The organism is Kumtagia sp., from assembly GCF_059502445.1.
Genome location: NZ_JCACER010000096.1, coordinates 117,463 through 135,494 on the forward strand (window position 1 = coordinate 117,463; position 18,032 = coordinate 135,494).

The 18,032-nt window shown below is 66.0% G+C and carries 16 protein-coding genes; 9 read left to right on the forward strand and 7 right to left on the reverse strand.

The features are described from left to right. Positions 1-164: 164 nt before the first annotated feature. From AC5JDC_RS24790 to AC5JDC_RS24805, 4 genes are all read right to left on the reverse strand, one after another. The gene (locus AC5JDC_RS24790; RefSeq protein ID WP_495845517.1) at positions 165-1,091 is read right to left on the reverse strand and encodes a dimethyl sulfoxide reductase anchor subunit family protein; all 927 of its coding nucleotides are present in this window, start codon (positions 1,089-1,091) and stop codon (positions 165-167) included. A 257-nt stretch (positions 1,092-1,348) separates the two neighbouring features. Further along, the gene (locus AC5JDC_RS24795) at positions 1,349-2,113 is read right to left on the reverse strand and encodes a 4Fe-4S dicluster domain-containing protein (protein ID WP_495845519.1); all 765 of its coding nucleotides are present in this window, start codon (positions 2,111-2,113) and stop codon (positions 1,349-1,351) included. A gap of 130 nt (positions 2,114-2,243) precedes the next feature. Then, positions 2,244-5,093: a molybdopterin oxidoreductase family protein gene (locus AC5JDC_RS24800; protein ID WP_495845521.1), complete on the reverse strand. Its 2,850-nt coding sequence runs from the start codon at positions 5,091-5,093 to the stop codon at positions 2,244-2,246. A 186-nt stretch (positions 5,094-5,279) separates the two neighbouring features. Next, complete coding sequence (locus AC5JDC_RS24805) at positions 5,280-5,711, reverse strand: L,D-transpeptidase (protein ID WP_106772443.1); 432 nt, start codon at positions 5,709-5,711, stop codon at positions 5,280-5,282. A gap of 200 nt (positions 5,712-5,911) precedes the next feature. Between AC5JDC_RS24805 and AC5JDC_RS24810 the strand changes: the two genes are divergently transcribed. From AC5JDC_RS24810 to AC5JDC_RS24830, 5 genes are all read left to right on the forward strand, one after another. Then, positions 5,912-7,186, forward strand: a complete 1,275-nt coding sequence (locus AC5JDC_RS24810) for an acetylornithine deacetylase/succinyl-diaminopimelate desuccinylase family protein (RefSeq protein ID WP_495845524.1) — start codon at positions 5,912-5,914, stop codon at positions 7,184-7,186. 158 nt (positions 7,187-7,344) lie between these two features. After that, positions 7,345-8,826, forward strand: coding sequence for an ABC transporter substrate-binding protein (locus AC5JDC_RS24815; RefSeq protein WP_495845526.1), 1,482 nt, complete (start codon positions 7,345-7,347; stop codon positions 8,824-8,826). A gap of 172 nt (positions 8,827-8,998) precedes the next feature. Beyond that, on the forward strand, positions 8,999-9,943 hold the full coding sequence (locus AC5JDC_RS24820; RefSeq protein WP_495845528.1) for an ABC transporter permease: 945 nt from the start codon (positions 8,999-9,001) through the stop codon (positions 9,941-9,943). Between the two features lie 64 nt (positions 9,944-10,007). Beyond that, positions 10,008-10,883 carry an ABC transporter permease gene (locus tag AC5JDC_RS24825; protein ID WP_495845530.1) on the forward strand — a complete coding sequence of 292 codons (876 nt, stop codon included), beginning with the start codon at positions 10,008-10,010 and terminating at the stop codon, positions 10,881-10,883. Further along, positions 10,880-12,655, forward strand: coding sequence for an ABC transporter ATP-binding protein (locus tag AC5JDC_RS24830; RefSeq protein WP_495845532.1), 1,776 nt, complete (start codon positions 10,880-10,882; stop codon positions 12,653-12,655). The genes AC5JDC_RS24825 and AC5JDC_RS24830 overlap by 4 nt, the downstream gene beginning before the upstream one ends. A gap of 15 nt (positions 12,656-12,670) precedes the next feature. Here AC5JDC_RS24830 and AC5JDC_RS24835 read toward each other — a convergent pair whose 3' ends face one another. Further along, positions 12,671-13,102 (reverse strand): TerB family tellurite resistance protein, encoded by a 432-nt coding sequence (locus AC5JDC_RS24835; RefSeq protein WP_495845534.1) that lies wholly within the window; start codon positions 13,100-13,102, stop codon positions 12,671-12,673. Positions 13,103-13,214: 112 nt separating this feature from the next. Between AC5JDC_RS24835 and AC5JDC_RS24840 the strand changes: the two genes are divergently transcribed. From AC5JDC_RS24840 to AC5JDC_RS24855, 4 genes are all read left to right on the forward strand, one after another. Further along, the gene (locus AC5JDC_RS24840) at positions 13,215-14,000 is read left to right on the forward strand and encodes a TSUP family transporter (protein WP_495845535.1); all 786 of its coding nucleotides are present in this window, start codon (positions 13,215-13,217) and stop codon (positions 13,998-14,000) included. Between the two features lie 191 nt (positions 14,001-14,191). Beyond that, entirely contained in the window at positions 14,192-14,881 is a 690-nt protein-coding gene (locus AC5JDC_RS24845; protein WP_495845538.1) for a helix-turn-helix domain-containing protein, read from the forward strand. A gap of 81 nt (positions 14,882-14,962) precedes the next feature. Beyond that, on the forward strand, positions 14,963-15,388 hold the full coding sequence (locus AC5JDC_RS24850) for a VOC family protein (RefSeq protein ID WP_495845540.1): 426 nt from the start codon (positions 14,963-14,965) through the stop codon (positions 15,386-15,388). A gap of 5 nt (positions 15,389-15,393) precedes the next feature. Continuing rightward, a complete protein-coding gene (locus tag AC5JDC_RS24855; protein ID WP_495845800.1) occupies positions 15,394-15,822 on the forward strand; it encodes a cupin domain-containing protein in 429 nt (142 codons plus the stop codon). 97 nt (positions 15,823-15,919) lie between these two features. Here the strand turns inward: AC5JDC_RS24855 and AC5JDC_RS24860 are convergent, their stop codons facing one another. Together AC5JDC_RS24860 and AC5JDC_RS24865 are read right to left on the reverse strand one after the other, a co-directional pair. Beyond that, complete coding sequence (locus tag AC5JDC_RS24860) at positions 15,920-17,389, reverse strand: cobyric acid synthase (protein WP_495845541.1); 1,470 nt, start codon at positions 17,387-17,389, stop codon at positions 15,920-15,922. Positions 17,390-17,391: 2 nt separating this feature from the next. Beyond that, positions 17,392-17,994: a dimethylsulfonioproprionate lyase family protein gene (locus AC5JDC_RS24865; protein ID WP_495845543.1), complete on the reverse strand. Its 603-nt coding sequence runs from the start codon at positions 17,992-17,994 to the stop codon at positions 17,392-17,394. Between the last annotated feature and the right edge of the window lie 38 nt (positions 17,995-18,032).

Genomic DNA, 18,032 nt, shown 5'->3' on the forward strand with positions numbered 1-18,032 from the left:
CGATCGAACGCCTCAGGCCGCGGCGGAAATCTTCCGCCCCGACGATGTGGACACCTTGGGGTCCGCAAAATACCTCCGAGCGCGATGCGCAGGTGGCAGCGACGCGCCGTCTCGTGCGCAAAGTCGAGAAGATACGGCCGGCGAGGCCGTCCCGCCACTGACCCTCAGGCGCCGTAGTAGTTCATCACGGCATGCCGCGCCTCGGCGAAGAACAGCCAGCGCTCGACGAAGACCCCGAGCAGGTGAGACGCAGTCGCGAGGCCGAGGAGCACGGCCGCGGCTGACGGCGCCCCGGCCAAGGCTGCCATTGCGAGCAATAGAAACACGGCGGCAAGCGCCGCGCCGGATAGGAAGGAGAGCCGCGCAAGCTTGGCCGCGTGCTTGCGGGCGATCTTGAAGCCCATCTCCCGCGTAAGGTAATTTTCCGTCATATGCGGCCGTTCGAACAGGCGCACCCGCCCGATGGTGCCGAGGCCGGTAGCCGTCTCGGGTGTGGAGAGCGACGGCATCGCCAGCATGCGCCTGCGCCATGCCGTCTTCGCGGTCCAGGCGGCGAGCGTGGCGGCGAGCGCGCAAAGCGTCAGCACCAGCGTGTTTCCTCCACCCGCGGCCCCCGCCAGCGCGCCCAGGATCGAGCCGCCGGCCAGCGCCAGCAGAAGAAAGCAGGCCGGTGTCAGCGGCGTATGCCACGCCTGCACGGATTTCAGCGACGCATAGATCATGCCGGTGCAGTAGACAGTGATTGCCGCGCCCAGAACACCCAGCAGGGCCGGCAGCGGCAGGTAGCGGTCCTCCACGACTGTTCCCCAGGCCGACCACAGCAGCGGCGGAAAAGTCACCAGCGCCATCACGCCCTCGCGCGACAGCCAGCTCGACCGCCACTGCGACAGCGCCCGCCAGGCGCGCTGCGGATTTCCCAGATGGAGCGTGGAGGACAGCAGCCCGGCGCCGATGAAAACGAGCGTGGCAACGTGAGTCACCTTGGTGGCGATGGCCGAGGGGTCGAGCAGGCCGAGGCCGAGTATGGCGGCAAGCCCGTAGCCGAGCCCGGATAGGGCGGTGAAGACGATGATGGAGAAGGCGGGGTGCATGGCTATGCCACGTGCTGCCTGGCATGTATCGGCGGCGTTGGGCGTTCTTTCGCACCCCCCTCTGTCCTACCGGACATCTCCCCCGCAAGGGGGGAGATTGGCTGGCCGCCTTGGTTTCGCCAATCGTCACCGTAGCAGGACGCGCGGTGTTGCTGAAGCTGCCAATCTCCCCCCTTGCGGGGGAGATGTCCGGTAGGACAGAGGGGGGTGCGAAAGAACGCCCCGCGTCGTCGATACGCACGCAGATAGACACCCATTCAAATCCGGTCCAGCATGCCGTCGAGCCAGGCGAAGAAGCCGGTGGCGCCGGTGGTGTTTTCGGCAAGCAGCGCGCCGGCGCTGGCGGCGAGCGGCTTTCGCGGGCGCGGCGGCAGGTATTTGTTGACCGGGCGCGTGCCCTGCTCCGGCATCAGATCGATGCCGCCGCGCTCGGCAACCATGACCGACACCGCCGAGGACGGATCGGCAAGATCGCCGAAATGACGGGCGTTGGCCGGGCAGGTGCGCACGCAGGACGGCACGCGGTCGACCTCCTGGAGCGTCTCGTTGTAGATGCGGTCGACGCAGAGCGTGCATTTCTTCATGACGCCCGCTGCGAGATCCATCTCGCGCGCGCCATAGGGGCAAGCCCAGGCGCACAGGCCGCAGCCGATGCACTTGTCCTCTTCGACCAGCACGATGCCGTCCTCGCCGCGCTTGTAGGAGGCGCCGGTTGGGCAAACGGTGACGCATGGCGCGTCGTCGCAATGCAGGCAGCTTTTCGGGAAATGCACGATGCGGGCTTCGCCCGCCTCGCCGATCACCTCGCCGCCTTGCGGAACCACCTCGAAGGTGTGGATGCGGTTGAGGAATGCGCCGGTGACGTCCGGACCATAAGGGTTCTGGTCGGACAGCGCTGACCCATAGCCGCCGGTGTTCCACTCCTTGCACGAAACCACGCAGGCATGACAGCCGACGCAGACGTCGAGGTCGATGACCAGGCCGAGCTTTTTGCCGGAGCGTTCGGTGGGGAGGCTGGTCATGACAACCCCTTGCCCTTTGGACGGTTCGGGAAGCGTTTCTTCGCACCCCCCTCTGTCCTGCCGGACAGTCCGGCAGGACAGAGGGGGGTGCGAAGAAGCACCGGCCTCACGAAAGCTGCCTTCCGTGCGCTCACTTCGCCCACTCCTGGCCGTAGCGCAGTTCCGCCGGCACCTCGTCCTTCCGGCGCAATCCGGGGACGGCGGGAAAATGCGGCTGGCTCTCGACACCGGCCTCCGCCTTCTCGATACGCACCCTCAGGTCGTACCAGGCCGCCTGCCCCGTGATCGGGTCGGAATTCGACCAGCGCAGCCCGTCGCCCTTGGGCGGCAGCAGTTCGTTGATCAGATGATTCATCAGAAAGCCCTTGGTCGCCTCTGGCGAGTTCGGGTCGAGCGCCCAGGCGCCGCCGCGCTTGCCGATGGCGTTCCAGGTCCAGATCGTCGAGGAATTCACCGCTTCCATCCGCGCCACCTCGACCTTGATGCGGCCGTGGTTGGAGATCACCCACACCCAGTCGCCGTCGCGCAATCCATGCTCGTCGCAGATCGGGCCAGGAACATAGAGCGGGTTGCGGGTGTGAATCTGCCTGAGCCAGGCGTTCATCGAGCCCCAGGAATGGTACATCGCCGCCGGCCGCTGGGTGATCGCGTGGTAGGGGAATTCTTCCCGGTCGACAGCCGCCTCCTCGAAGGGCCGGTACCACATCGGCAGCGGGTCGAAGGTTTCGAGGATGCGCGCGCGGTGCGTTTCCGGCGCGACCGGCTCGCGCACGCCTTCGGCGGAAAGCCGGAACTTCTGCAGCGATTCCTGGTAGAGCTGGAACGTCACCGGCTGCGGCTGGTCGAAAAATCCCATGCGCACCGCAAAATCCTGGTAGGCCCTGTTCGCGTGCTTGAAGAACTGCGCCTCCAGCGGGATATGCGCGGAGAAGAACGAGCCATTCTCGATGTAGCGCTTGAGCTGGTCCGGATTGCTGGCGCCGCGCCCGGTGCGGTCGCCGTCGCGGCCGCGAAAGCCGGCCAGCGGGCCGATTCCCGGCCGGCGTTCGTGCCGCACGATATAGTCGGCATAGTTTTCGTAGATCGGCTTGCCGCGATTGTCGACGAAGGCCGGCAATTTCAGCCGTGCGCCGAGGTCGAGCAGCACGGACTGGAAACCGCGCACGTCGCGATCGGGTTCGACCACCGGCCAGCGGATGGCATCCTGCACCGCGTCAGGTTCCGAGATCGGTCGGTCGAGCATGGAGATGCAGTCGTGGCGCTCCAGATAGGTCGTATCCGGCAGCACAAGGTCGGCATAGGCGACCATCTCGGAGGCATAGGCATCGGAATAGATGATCTTGGGGATGCGGTATTCGCCGGAAGCTTCGTCCTTGTCCTCCAGCATCTTGATGACGCCGGCCGTGTTCATCGACGAGTTCCACGCCATGTTGGCCATATAGAGGAACAGCAGGTCGATGGGGTACGGATCGCCGGCATGGGCGTTGGCGATCACCATGTGCATCAGCCCGTGCGCCGAGAACGGCGCGTCCCAGGAAAACGCCTTGTCGATGCGGGTCGGGTTGCCATCCTTGTCGATCAGCATGTCCTCGGGCCCGCGCGGAAAGCCGAGATGCGGGCCCGACAACGGCTTGTTGGAGCCGAAATGTTCCGCCTTGCCGTGCGGTGTCGGATGGGCTTCCACCGGCTTCGGGTAAGGCGGCTCGAAGCGGAAGCCGCCGGGGCAATCGATCGCGCCGATCAGCACCTGCAGGAAATGCAGGGCGCGGGCTGTCTGGAATCCGTTGGAATGGGCGGAGATGCCTCGCATCGCATGGAAGGATACGGGTCGTCCGACGAAACCGTCATGGCGGTTGCCGTTCAAGTCCGTCCAAGGCTGGTCGAGGAAGATAGCCTCGTCGAAGGCAACCCGCGCGATCTCGGCGGCAAGCCCGCGGATCACCTCGGCGGCGACGCCAGTCTCGGCGGCGACCGCTTCCGGCGCGTATTGCGCGTCGAGGTATCTTTCGGCGAGAAGTTGGAACGCCGGCACGGCGCGGCGACCATCCGACAGTTCGATTCGACCGGAAAGCGCAGCGCGTGCGCCCTGCGTGCCGAGCGGCACTGCCCGCTCGGTGACGCTCTCGAACACCAGCGGCTTTCCATCCGCGCCGCGCGCGAACAGTCCGTGGTCGGCAGCGCCCGGCTGGTCGATCACCAGCCAGGTGGCGTTGGTGTAGCGCACGATGTAGTCGACATCGATCTTTCGCGCCTTCAGCAGTTCGTGGATCACCGAGAGGATCAGCAGCCCGTCGGTGCCTGGGCGGATGCCGATCCAGTTGTCGGCGATCGCCGAATAGCCAGTGCGCACCGGATTGACCGAGACGAAGCGCGCACCGTTCTGCTTCAGCTTCGACAGTCCGATCTTGATCGGGTTGGAATCGTGGTCCTCGGCCACGCCGAACAGCACGAAAAGCTTCGTGCGGTCCCAGTCCGGCTGACCGAACTCCCAAAAGGCGCCGCCGATGGTCATGATGCCGGCCGCCGCCATGTTGACGGAGCAGAAGCCGCCATGCGCGGCGTAGTTGGGCGTGCCGTACATCTGCGCCCAATAGCCGGTGAGCGACTGCGACTGGTCGCGGCCGGTGAAGAAGGCGAGTTTTTTCGGGTCTTTTTCCCGCACCTCACCGAGCCAGCGCGTCGCGGTCTCCAGCGCCTCATCCCAGGAGATTTCCTGAAACTGTCCGGAGCCGCGCGGGCCGACGCGCTTCAGCGGCGCGCGCAGCCTTGCCGGTGCGTAATGCTGCATGATACCGGCCGAACCCTTTGCGCACAGCACGCCGCGATTGACCGGATGGTCGCGGTTGCCTTCGATATAGCGGATCTTGCCGTCCTTGATGTGCACGTCGATGCCGCAGCGGCAGGCGCACATATAGCAGGTGGTCTTGCGAACCTCGTCCGAGACGGGTTCCGAAAGCGCGACCCTTGGCTTAGCCGGCATTCCCTGTCCCTCGGCCTGGCTGGTCATCCCGACCACGTGCCCGACCATCTCTAACGGGCGAGCCCAGGGAAGAAAATGCTCGAAAGCGTCAATTCATAGCAAATTTTGTATAGACAAATGGCGCACCGTGCAACGGTCGGCACGCCATTCCCCTGCAACGCGAAATTCGAAGATCCGCCATGGCAATCAGTTCGTCACGATGATGCGCGTATTGCCAGGCCCGAACTGCTTGACCAGCTGATAGAAATGCGCGGCATTGCCGGTGGCGAGGCGCACGCAGCCATGCGAGGCCGGGCGGCCAAGCCTGCCGACCGCGCTGGTACCATGGATCGCATAGCCGCCATAATAAAAGACCGAATAAGGCATCGGTGAATTGTCGTATTTTCGCGAACGCCACATCTTGTGCAGTCGAGTCGGCCGCCAGCTTCCACGCGGAGTAATGTAACCCTTCCGCGCCGTCGACACCTTCCAGACATGGACGACCTTGCCGTATTTGCTGATGGTCATGGTCTGGTTACCGACATCGACCTTCGCCACGAGACTTGCCGCGGCGCTCGTTGCCATGCCTGCGGCAAGAAATGCGAGACATATGCTCGCCGCCAATGCAATCCTCTTCATGCGACAACCCCCTGCGCGCCGCTTCCGTTCGCACATCTTCTGCACGCTTCCATGCAACCTTGACAAGAAATCTCCAATCAATTTGTCACCACAGATGGATTCGGCCGATCAATTTCCTGCGAGCAGGCACTACCGAAATCCGTCGACAGCCGCTGCAGGCGGCTTGCCAAGCCCCCGCTTCGCCTGCTGAAATCGCAATCATGACCGACAGTCTGCTTGATGCGGTGGCAGCACGCCGCGACGACCTCGTTTCGCTCACCATAGACCTCGTTCGTTTTCCGACGGTAAACCCGCCGGGCGAAGCGTACCGGCCCTGCGCTGAGTATCTCGGCGAGCGGCTGCGCAGGCGCGGCTTTGCGGTGGAATATCTGCGCGGCGAGGGTACGCCCGGCGACACCGACCGCTACCCGCGCACCAATGTCGTCGCCCGCATCGAGGGGCGCTCGCCGGGCAAGATCGTGCATTTCAACGGTCACATCGACGTGGTCGAGGCCGGCCAAGACTGGACGGTCGATCCGTTCGCCGGCGTCGTGAAGGACGGGCGCGTCTACGGCCGCGGCACCTGCGACATGAAGGGCGGGCTGGCGGCGGCGATCGTCGCCGCGGAAACCTATATCGACCTCAACCCGGATTTTCCCGGCGCCATCGAGATTTCCGGCACGGTCGACGAAGAATCGGGCGGCTTCGGCGGCGTCGCCTATCTGGCGCAGAAAGGCTATTTCTCGAAACCGCGCGTCGACCATGTCATCATCCCGGAGCCGCTCAACAAGGACCGCATCTGCCTCGGTCATCGCGGCGTCTGGTGGGCGGAGATCGAGACCAAGGGCGAGATCGCGCATGGCTCCATGCCGTTCCTCGGCGACTGCGCGGTGCGCCATATGAGCGCCGTTCTCGCCGCCTTCGAGGCCGAGCTGTTCCCGCTGCTCGACACCAAGCGCACGCGCATGCCGGTGGTGCCGGAGGGGGCGCGCCGCTCGACGCTCAACTTGAACTCGATCCATGGCGGCCAGACCGACGACTTCAAGCCGGGTCTGCCCTCCCCCAACGTGCCCGATTCCTGCCGCCTCACCATCGACCGGCGCTTCCTCCTGGAGGAGAGCCTCGAAGAGGTGAAGGGCGAGGTCGTCGCCATCCTGGAGCGGCTGAAGCGCGAGCGGCAGAAATTCGACTACGAGATCCGCGACGTCATGGAGGTGCGGCCGATCATGAGCGAGCGCGACGCGCCGGTGCCCACCGCGCTGGCGCAGGGCATTCGCGCCGTGTTCGACCGCGAGCCGGACTATGTGATCTCGCCCGGAACCTACGACCAGAAGCATGTCGCACGCATCGGCCACATCTATGATTGCGTGGCGTATGGGCCAGGCATCCTCGACCTCGCCCACCGGCCGGACGAATGGGTCGGCATCGACGACATGGTGCAGTCCGCGCAGGTCATGGCGATCGGGCTCGATCTGCTGCTGCGTGGCAAGGCCTGAGATCGGCGAGCCGGCGGGCGCGACCGGCAGACTACCGCCGCGTGAAAAGCGGGAAACCGAATTCCCGCACACCCGCCTTGTCGAACCGAAAGCCGATTTACTCGCGTGGAAAATCACGCTTCTATCCGCAGGCAATGCTTCAGGAGGGAGCCCGGCCGATGAAAGCGTGGACGATTCTTGCCGCCGCAGCAACGCTGACGCTGTTCGGCACAAGCACCGGGCTGGCAGCGCGTACCGATCTCGTGCTGGGCATGCAGCTCGAGCCGCCGCATCTCGATCCGACAGCCGGCGCGGCCGCGGCGATCGACGAAGTGCTTTATGCCAATGTCTTCGAGGGCCTGACCCGAATCGGCCCGTCCGGCGAGGTCCTGCCGGCGCTCGCCGACAGTTGGGCGATCTCCGACGACGGCAGGACCTATACCTTCAAGCTGCGCTCCACAGTGAAATTCCACGACGGCACCGATTTCGACGCCGAGGACGTGAAGTTTTCGCTCGACCGGGCCCGCGCCGTCGATTCCACCAACGCGCAGAAGGCGCTGTTCGCGGCGATCGATACGGTCGAGGTGGTCGATCCCGTAACCGTCAAGGTGACGCTGAAGCAGCCGCAGGGCTCCTTCCTCTACAATCTCGGCTGGGGCGACGCTGTCATCGTCGCGCCGGAAAGTGCCGCCACCAACAAGGAAAAGCCGGTTGGCACGGGGCCGTTCAAGTTCGACAACTGGGCGAAGGGCTCGGCGATCACCATCGTCAGGAATCCCGACTACTGGGGCGAGCCGGTGGCGCTCGATCGTGCCGAGTTCCGTATCGTGCCGGACGCCGCCTCCCAGATCCCGGCGCTGCTCTCGGGCGACATCCAGGCCATTCCCAATGCCAGCATCGGCGACGCTCTGCCGCAGATGCAGTCCGACCCGCGCTTCAAGGTGGTGCTCGGCTCCACCGAGGGCGAGACGATCCTGTCCACCAACAACAAGAAGCCGCCCTTCGACAAGCTCGAGGTGCGCCAGGCGATCGCCCACGCCATCGACCGCAAGGCGATCATCGACGGTGCCTCCTCAGGCATCGGCACGCCGATCGGTTCGCATTTTTCGCCGGCCAACAAGGCCTACGTCGACCTGACCGGCACCTACCCGCACGACCTCGCCAAGGCTAAGGAACTGCTCAAGCAGGCCGGCCTGGAGAACGGCTTTTCGGCGACTCTGAAGCTGCCGCCGGTGCCCTATGCCCGCGACGGCGGCCAGATCATCGCCTCGCAGCTGCGCGACGTCGGTATCGATCTGCAGATCATCCCGGTCGAATGGGCCGATTGGCTGAAGCAGGTCTTCACCGACAAGGATTACGACCTGTCGATCGTCTCGCACACCGAGCCCAACGACATCGATATCTACTCGCGCAAGGACTACTACTTCAACTACGACAACCCGGCCTTCGACAAGGTGATCGAGGAACTGAACCTCACCTCCGACGAGGCTAAGCGCACCGAGCTCTACAAGCAGGCGCAAAAAATTCTCGCCGACGATGCCGTCAACGGTTTTCTGTTCGAACTGCCGAAGATCGGCGTCTGGGATGCCAAGCTGGAGGGGCTTTGGGAGAACTCGCCGATCCAGGCGAACGATCTGACGAAAGTCAAATGGCTCGACTAGCTCCGGCGTCTCCCTCCCTCTCGAGGGGAGGGTGGCGAGCGAAGCGAGCCGGGAGGGGTCGCCGCGGCCGGGCTCGACGGCCCTTCTTTGCACCCCATGCTTCCGCACCGACCCCACCCCGGCGCTTCGCGCCGACCCTCCCCTCAAGGGGGAGGGAGGCGTCGGCGCCCTTATGATCGCCTACCTGGCTCAACGCCTGCTGGTCGCCCTTGTGACCCTGCTGGCGGCCTCGCTCGTCGTCTTCGCCATGCTGGAAGTGATCCCGGGCGATCCGGCCAGGCTGATGCTCGGCATGAACGCCACGCCGGACGCGCTCGAGGCGCTTCGCAACGAGATGGGCCTGAACGACCCCCTGCCCGTTCGCTATCTCGACTGGGTGGCCGGCATGGCGACGCTCGATTTCGGCCGCTCCTACACCTACTCCGTCCCCGTCATCGATCTGATTGTCGAGCGCATCGTCGTGTCGCTGCCGCTGGCGCTGATATCGCTGGCGCTCTCGGTGGTGATCGCCATCCCCGCCGGCGCCTTCGCGGCGCAGCGGCGCGGCCGCGCCGGCGATGCCCTCAGCATTGGCGCGGCGCAGCTCGGCGTGGCGATCCCGAATTTCTGGTTCGCGCTGCTGCTCATCTACCTTTTCGCGGTATGGCTCAGGCTGGTGCCGGCCGGCGGCTTTCCCGGCTGGAGCGCCGGGATATGGCCGGCCTTGAAGGCGCTGCTGCTGCCGGCGGTCGCGCTGGCCCTGCCGCAGGCGGCGATTCTGGCGCGCGTCACCCGCTCGGCGCTGATCGAGACGCTCGGCGAGGATTATGTCCGCACCGCCCGCGCCAAGGGCCTGCCTTTCGGCACCGTGCTATGGCGGCATGCGCTGCGCAATGCGCTCATTCCGGTGCTCACCATCGTCGGCCTGCAGTTCTCCTTCCTGCTCGCCGGCACCATCATCATCGAGAACGTCTTCTATCTCCCCGGCCTCGGCCGCCTGGTCTTCCAGGCCATCACCCAGCGCGACCTGATCGTGGTCGAGGGGGTGGTGATGCTGCTGGTGGCGACCGTGGTCGCCGTCAATTTTCTGGTCGACATCTCCTATGCGGTCGTCGATCCAAGGCTGAGGGCGCGGTGATGGGTGTTGTCATTTTCTCGCGAACAGCTCGCGCTCCTTCGCACCCCCCTCCCAAGGAGGGTCGATGACCTATCTCCCTTCCGCCTTCATCCCCCGCGACGGCCTTTCCGCCTTCCTCGCCCGTGCGCTGGCCAGCCGTTCGTTCATCGCCGGCTTCATCGTCACCGCGCTGATCGCGCTGATGGCCCTCGTCTCCTTCTTCTGGACGCCCTACGACGTGACGAAGCTCGTCGTCGGCGACCGCATGCTGGCGCCTTCGGCCGCCCATTGGTTCGGCACCGATCATTTCGGCCGCGACGTGCTCTCCATGATCATGGTCGGCTCGCGCAACTCGATCGCCGTGGCGCTGGTCGCGGTAGGCATCGGCATGGGGCTCGGCGTGCCGCTCGGCTGCCTGGCGGCGGCGCGCGGCGGCTGGCTCGACGATTTTGTGATGCGCTTCAACGACGTCGTGTTCGCCTTTCCGGCGCTGCTGTCGGCGGTGATGATCACCGCGGTGTTCGGCCCCGGCGCCGTCAACGCCATCATCGCCATCGGTATCTTCAACATCCCGGTGTTCGCCCGCGTCGCGCGCGCCGGCGCGCTGGCGATCTGGCCGCGCGAATTCATCCTCGCCGCCCGCGCCGCCGGCAAGGGCAAGACGCGCATCACGCTCGAGCATGTCCTGCCAAATATCGCCACGCTGCTCCTCGTGCAGGGCACCATCCAGTTCGCGCTCGGCATCCTGGCGGAGGCCGGCCTGTCTTATGTCGGGCTCGGCGCCCAGCCGCCGATGCCGAGCTGGGGACGCATGCTGTTCGACGCGCAGACGCGCATGATGGTGGCGCCGACGCAGGCGCTGTTCCCCGGCCTCGCCATCATGATCACCGTGCTCGGCCTCAACCTTTTGGGCGACGGCGTCAGCGACGCGCTGGATCCGAAGCTGAGGCGGCGGCGGTGAGCCTGCTCGCCATAGAAAACCTGTCGCTGTCGATCGACGAGACGCCGATCCTGAAAGCCGTCGACCTGTCGATCGAGCCCGGCGAGGTGCTCGGCCTCGTCGGCGAATCCGGCTCCGGCAAGTCGATGACGGCGCTCGCCGTCATGCGGCTCCTGCCCGATGCCGCGAAGGCACGAGGCAGCATCCGCTTCGACGGCACCGATCTGCTCAAGGCCGACGAGGCGGCGATGTGCCGGCTGCGCGGCGACGACATCGGCATGGTCTTCCAGGAGCCGATGACGGCGTTGAACCCGGTGAAGACCATCGGCGAGCAGGTGGCCGAGGGCATCCGCTGGCACGCCGGCGCCAGCCGCGCCGAGGCCGAGCAGCGCGCGGCAAGAATGCTCGACCGCGTCGGCCTGCCGTCGCAAAAATTCCCGCTGTCGCGTTATCCGCACCAGCTCTCCGGCGGCCAGCGCCAGCGCGTCGTCATCGCCATCGCCTGCGCGCTCAAGCCGAAGCTGCTGATCGCCGACGAGCCGACCACGGCGCTCGACGTCGTGCTGCAGGCGCAGATTCTCGAATTGCTGCGCGAACTGGTCGCCGAGAACCGCATGGGCCTTCTGCTGATCTCGCATGACCTCGCCGTGGTGACGGAGATGTCGGATCGCATCGCGGTGATGCGTGGTGGCGAGATTCTCGAGACCGGCGAGACGGCCGCGACGCTGTCGGCGCAGGTGCACCCATATACGCGCCAGCTGGCGCTGGCTTCCATGCATGTGCCGGCGGGGCGACGCATTTCCTCCTTCCTTGAGGGGGAAGTGCCACCGAAGGCGGCGGAGGGGGTTGCCGAAGGTTGGCGCGCTGCAGGGAAAACCACGCCGGAGTCTGGGTTCGAAAGCTGGCGCACTGCCGCCCGCACCGCCTCCGGCCCTTCGGGCCATCTCCCCTTCGAGGGGGGAGAGGACGTTGCACCGCTGCTCTCCGTCGAAAATCTCCGCAAGGATTATCCCGGCGCCCGCATCTCGCTGTTTTCCAAGCCGAAACCCTTCCGCGCTGTCGACGACGTCTCCTTCACCCTTGCGCCGGGCCGTTCGACGGCGCTGGTCGGCCGCTCGGGCTGCGGCAAATCTACCCTCGCCCGGCTGGTCCTCGCTCTGGAGCGGCCGAGCGGCGGCACCATCCGGCTGGAGGGCGAGGAAATCACGGGCAAGAGCGAGGCCGAGCTTCTGCCGGCCCGCCGCGCCGTGCAGATCGTGTTCCAGGACCCCTACGGCTCCTTCGACCCGCGCCACCGGGTGGAGCGGCTTGTCGCCGAGCCGCTCGGCCTGCTGAGGCCGGCGCCGGACAAGGCGACGCGGCGCGAGCTGGTCGCCGAGGCGCTGCATCAGGTCGGCATGAAGCCGGACGACATGCAAAAATACCCGCACGAATTCTCCGGCGGCCAGCGCCAGCGCCTGTCGATCGCGCGCGCCATCATAACCCGGCCGAAGCTGGTGGTGGCCGACGAGGCGGTGTCGGCGCTGGACGTATCGATCCGCGCCCAGATCCTCGACCTGTTTTCCAAGCTGAACCGGACGCTAGGCGTCGCCTATCTGTTCATCACCCATGACCTGACGGTGGCGCGGGCCATCACCGACGAGGTACTGGTGATGCATGAAGGCCGCATCGTCGAGCGGGGTCAGACTGCCGCGGTGCTCGACGATCCGCGGTCGGAGGCCGCCAGGGCCCTGGTCGCCGCGGCGCCGGATCTGCGCCGGGCGATCGCGACGAAGATGCGCGAGCAGGGTTGACCGGACGTCCCCCGGTCAGGTCTGATCCTTCACCACGTCCACCGGGCTGAGACCCAGCAGCTCCAGCGTGCGGCGCAGCAGCCGCACCTCCTTTTCGGCAAGCTTGTGGTCGGCCTTGGCGATGTCGGCCATATGGCGGGCAAGCAGCTTGCGGCGGTCGAGGTCGAGCTCCTGGAACAGCGACAGCGCCTGCGTGCCGCTGGTCTCGTAACCAAAATCGTTGAGGAATTCGACGACGCCGTCGATGCTGTTCTCGCCGATGCCGAAGCCCTCACGGCAGATGCGGCGGAAGGTCTCCAGTTCGCTGTCGCTGACCACGCCGTCGGCAAGGATCATGCGGAAGAGCAGCAACAGCTCGGCGGTCAGCGCCGGATCGTCGGCGACCTTGCGCACGCCGGGATCGCCCTCGAAGATCGTCCGCACCCGCGCCAGCAACCCCATCGCCATCCTGCGTTCTCCGCGTGCTTGATGTCGTCCTTCGTAGCGCGAAATCGGCCTTGCGCAAATGGGTTCCATGTGGTCGAAGCGCGCGACTTCGCTAACGCGGAACGGCTTTCCTTTGGTCGACCTTTCTCTCGAGATACTCGCACTGCTGGCGGCGGCCGCCTTCCTGGCCGGTTTCGTCGATTCCATCGCCGGCGGCGGCGGACTGATCACCATCCCGGCGCTGCTGCTTGCCGGGCTGCCGCCGGTGGACGCGCTCGGCACCAACAAGCTGCAAGGCCTGTTCGGCACCGGCGCAGCGACGCTCACCTATGCCCGCAAGGGACAGGTCGACCTGCGAAAGCAGGCGCCGGCGGCGCTGTTGTCGCTGGCCGGGGGTGCGGCGGGCGCACTGCTCGCCAGCGTGCTCCCGGGCGAATGGCTGCATATCGCGCTCCCCTTCGTGCTGATCGCCATCGCGCTCTATTTCGCGCTCAAGCCCAACATGGACGACGTCGACCGCGCCGAGCGCATGACGCCCTTTGTGTTCGGCGCGGCGATCGTTCCGGCGATCGGTTTCTATGACGGCGTGTTTGGCCCGGGCACTGGCTCCTTCTTCATGCTGGCCTTCGTCAGCCTGGCCGGCTACGGCTTGCTCAAGGCCACGGCGCATACCAAGCTGCTCAACTTTGCCTCCAACATCGGCAGCTTCGCCGCCTTCGCGTTGGTTGGCGCGGTCTTCTGGAAGATCGGCTTGCTGATGGGTGTGGCGCAAATCCTTGGCGCGCGCGTCGGCGCCGGGCTGGCCGTACGCAAGGGTGCCAGGATCATAAAGCCGCTGCTGGTGGTCACCTGCGTCGCCCTCGCCGTCCGCCTGCTTGCCGACCCGGCGCATCCGTTGAGGGTGATGCTGGGCCTTTGAGGGCACTTTGACGCCACGCCGGCCGCTTGGTACCTTGCCGGAGGTCGAGAGCCCCGATGTCGTCAACCATACAGCCGCTCTTTTCGCCGCCGGCCGGCACCGAACTGGTCGAGATACGGCCCCGCGGCCCTCTGGACGGCATAGTCTCCCGCATGACCGGCTACCGAGAAACGGCGCGGCGGCACATCCGTATGCGCGAGCCGGCGTCGCTGACCGTTCCATTGATCCTCAGCTTCGGCGAACCCTTTGCCATCGGCCTGGGCCGTCCCCCGACTGAAGCCGATCGCATCGCCAGCTTCGCCGCCGGCCTCTATGCCGGCCCGGTGCTGATCGAATCCTTCGGCGCCTCGGCTTGCCTGCAGATCGACTTTTCGCCACTCGGTGCGCGGCGTTTCTTCAGGATGCCCATGCACGAGCTTGCCGACCGCATGATCTTGCTGGACGACGTGCTCGGCAACGCTGGGCTGGCCTTGCGCGAGCGCCTCGGCAACACGCCGGACTGGCAAGGCCGTTTCGCGCTTGCCGTGGATTTCGTGTCGTCACGCATCGGCGCCGGCAAAACGCCGTCCGCAGAGGTGCGTGAGGTTTTCTCCGGCATTGATGCTTCGGGCGGCCGGGCGCCGGTGTCGCGGCTTGCCGCCCGCGCCGGATGGAGCAGGAAACATCTGGCGGAGCGATTTCGTGCCGAGATCGGGCTCGGGCCGAAATCGGTGGCGCGCATCGTGCGCTTCAACCGGGCGCTCGCCGCGGCGCGCACCGGAAATTGCAACTGGGCCGGTATCGCGGCCGACTGCGGTTATGCCGACCAGGCCCATCTGACGCGTGAATTCCAGGATCTGGCCGGCCTGACACCCGCCGCGTGGCGGGCCGGGCTGGCCTGAGCGGGTTACATTCCTTCAAGACGGCGCAACCGCGACGGCCCAATGTGGCTTATCGCAATGCATCCGGCACAGGAGGAAACCATGGCCGAAACGACCGCGATCGAGCCCCCGCGCATCTACCCCACCTTCCGCTACCGCGACGCCGCAAGAATGATCGACTGGCTGCAGAAGGCGTTCGGCTTCGCCGTCCACGCCAAATATATGGACGGCGACCTCGTCGCCCACGCCCAGCTGACGCTCGGCTCGTCGATGATCATGCTGGGCAGCGTCCGCGACGACGCCTATGGCGCGATGGTCGGCGGGCCGGGCGACAATGCCGGCAAGAGCACCTACATCGCCGTCTCCGACACCGATGCGGTCTACGCCCGTGCCAAGGCGGCGGGCGCAAAGATCCTCGAGGAGCCGACGGACCGCGACTACGGCAGCCGCGACTTCATCTGCGCCGATCCGGAAGGCAATGTCTGGTCGTTCGGCACCTACTGGCCGAAGGCGCACGAGAAGGCGTGAGCACGATGCCGACGACCGCCGCTACCGCACCGCTCAAGCCGGTCGTGCTGCGGCCCGGCGAAGGACGCAGCTACGCGATGCCGGCGATGCGCGCCGTCTTCAAGGCCGACGGCGCCGAGACCGGCAACCGCTACAGCGTGTCCGAATGGTGGATCGAGCCGAACAGCCCGGGTCCCGGCGCGCACAGCCACGCGGCGAATGACGAGATTTTTTACGTGGTCGAAGGCACCGTCTCCCTGCTGGTCGGCGATAGCTGGGTCGACGCGCCACGTGGCTCGTTCTTCTTCATTCCGGCGGGTACCACGCACAATTTCGCCAACCGCACGGACGAGCCGGCGGGGCTGTTCAACGTCTTCGTTCCCGGCGGCTTCGAGACAAACATGCCGGCGATAGTCGCGTGGTTTGAAGAGAACCCGCCGAATACGAGGCGCTAGAGCATGATCCCGAAAAGTTGCAGACTTTTCGGACAAAGATCATGCGACAAACAAATAGATAGAGTGGAATTCCGGTCCATCTTGACCGGATTCCGCTCTAGCGCGCCAGTCCGAAGATCGCGTCGCAGTCGAGGTGTTTTTCCAACTCCGCCGCGATCTCGTCCAATGCGCGCTCGACTTCGGCCCGGTAGTCGACGCCGCCGCCGCGCACGCCCAGACTTTCGAGGAAGCGGGCGCGGAACAGGTCGGCCGAGAACAGGCCGTGCAGGTAGGTGCCGAACACCTTTCCGTCGGCTGAACTGGCACCGTCCGGCACATTATCGATGACGGTCGCAGGCCGCGCGCAGTCGGGGCCGAAGGTGCGGCCGAGATGGATCTCGTAGCCCGAAAGCGGCGCGTCGAAGGCGAGCGACCGGGCGGCGACGTTGCGCACCGTCTTTTCCGGCTCCATCACCGTCTCGACGTCGAGCAGGCCGAGGCCTTCGGCCTCGCGAAGACGGCCCTCGATGCCGTCGGGATCGCGCACGGTCCGGCCGAGCATCTGGTAGCCGCCGCAGATGCCGACCACGTAGCCGCCGCGGCGGCGGTGCTGGGCAAGGTCGCGGTCCCAGCCGTTCTGGCGGAACTCGACGAGGTCACCGATGGTAGATTTCGAGCCGGGGATGACCACCAGCCCGGCATCGGCGGGCAGCGACTGGCCCGGCGGCACGAACGCCACCTCTACCTGCGGCTCGGCGCGCAGCGGGTCGAGATCGTCGAAATTGGCGATGCGGGCAAGCATCGGCACCGCCACCTTGAGCGCCCTGCGCTCGCCAGCGGTCAGCCGTTCCAGCACCACCGAATCCTCCGACGGCAGCCGCGCCGCCGCCTTCAGCCATGGAACCACGCCGAAGCAGCGCCAGCCGGTGAAGCGCTCGATGGCCTTGATCCCGTCGTCGAACAGCGAGACGTCGCCGCGGAACTTGTTGATGAGATAGCCGGCGATGGTCGCCCGGTCCTCCTCGGGCAGGATGAGATGCGTTCCGGCGACCGAGGCGATGACACCGCCGCGGTCGATGTCGCCGACCAGGATAACCGGCACGCCGGCGCGGGTGGCAAAACCCATATTGGCGATGTCGCGCGGCCTGAGGTTGATCTCGGCCGGTGAGCCGGCGCCCTCGACGATGACGAGATCGGCGCCTTCGCCGACCTGCCGCCACGAATCCATCACGGCGTCCATCAGCTTCGCCTTCAGCGCCTGGTAGTCCCGTGCCTTCGCCTGGCCGTAGACTTTGCCCTGGACGACGATCTGCGAGCCGATGTCGCTCTGCGGCTTCAGCAGCACCGGGTTCATGTGCACCGTCGGCGCGACGCCGCAGGCGATCGCCTGCAGCCACTGCGCCCGGCCGATCTCGCCGCCGCCCGGCTCGCCGGGAAGGTCGGCGACGGCGGCATTGTTCGACATGTTCTGCGGCTTGAACGGCCGCACCTTCAGCCCGCGCCTGAGCGCGGCGCGGCAGAGGCCGGCGACCAGCACTGTCTTGCCCACGTCCGAGCCGGTGCCCTGCAGCATGACGGCGCGTGCCATAGTCAAACGTTCCTGCCGCCGATAACGGATCTTTGGGCCAGCGGGCCGCCGCGCCAGAGATAGATGGCCAGCAGCGGATCGTCGCCGGTGCGCATGGCGTGGTTTATGTTTGAAGGATGGTGGATCACCTCGCCGGCCTTCCTGGTCACGAACCCGCCCTCGCCTTTCCGCCACCCCGTCCCATCCGTCAGCGGGATGTAGATCTCTTCGGCGACATGATGGTGGTCGGGATAAACCAGATTCGGCCCGAGCACGAGAAATCCGGCCGCGACATCATCGTTCACGAAATGCCCGCGCGTGCCGAAAAGTTCGAGCCAGCCGTAATTGTCGATGAAACTCCGTTCGAAATCGGCGGCGGTATAGGTCTGGCCCCAGGCGAGGCTGTCCGCCTGAACCAGCAACGCACCGGTCAGCGCCCGTGCGGCAGGCGGTGCCAGATCATGACAGCGGCCGAGATGACGCAGACAGGGCAGCCGTTTCGGCGCAAGGTCGCGTTCCTTCGTCGCCGGCAGAAGATCGGCCGTGAAGCGCCGCGGCACGTCGTCAGCCCGATGAAACAGATAACCCCGGAACGCATGCAGGAGTTGTTCCGTCATGGCCGCCATGCAAATCCCGCTCTCTATTTCTTGCACAGCCGCTTCGC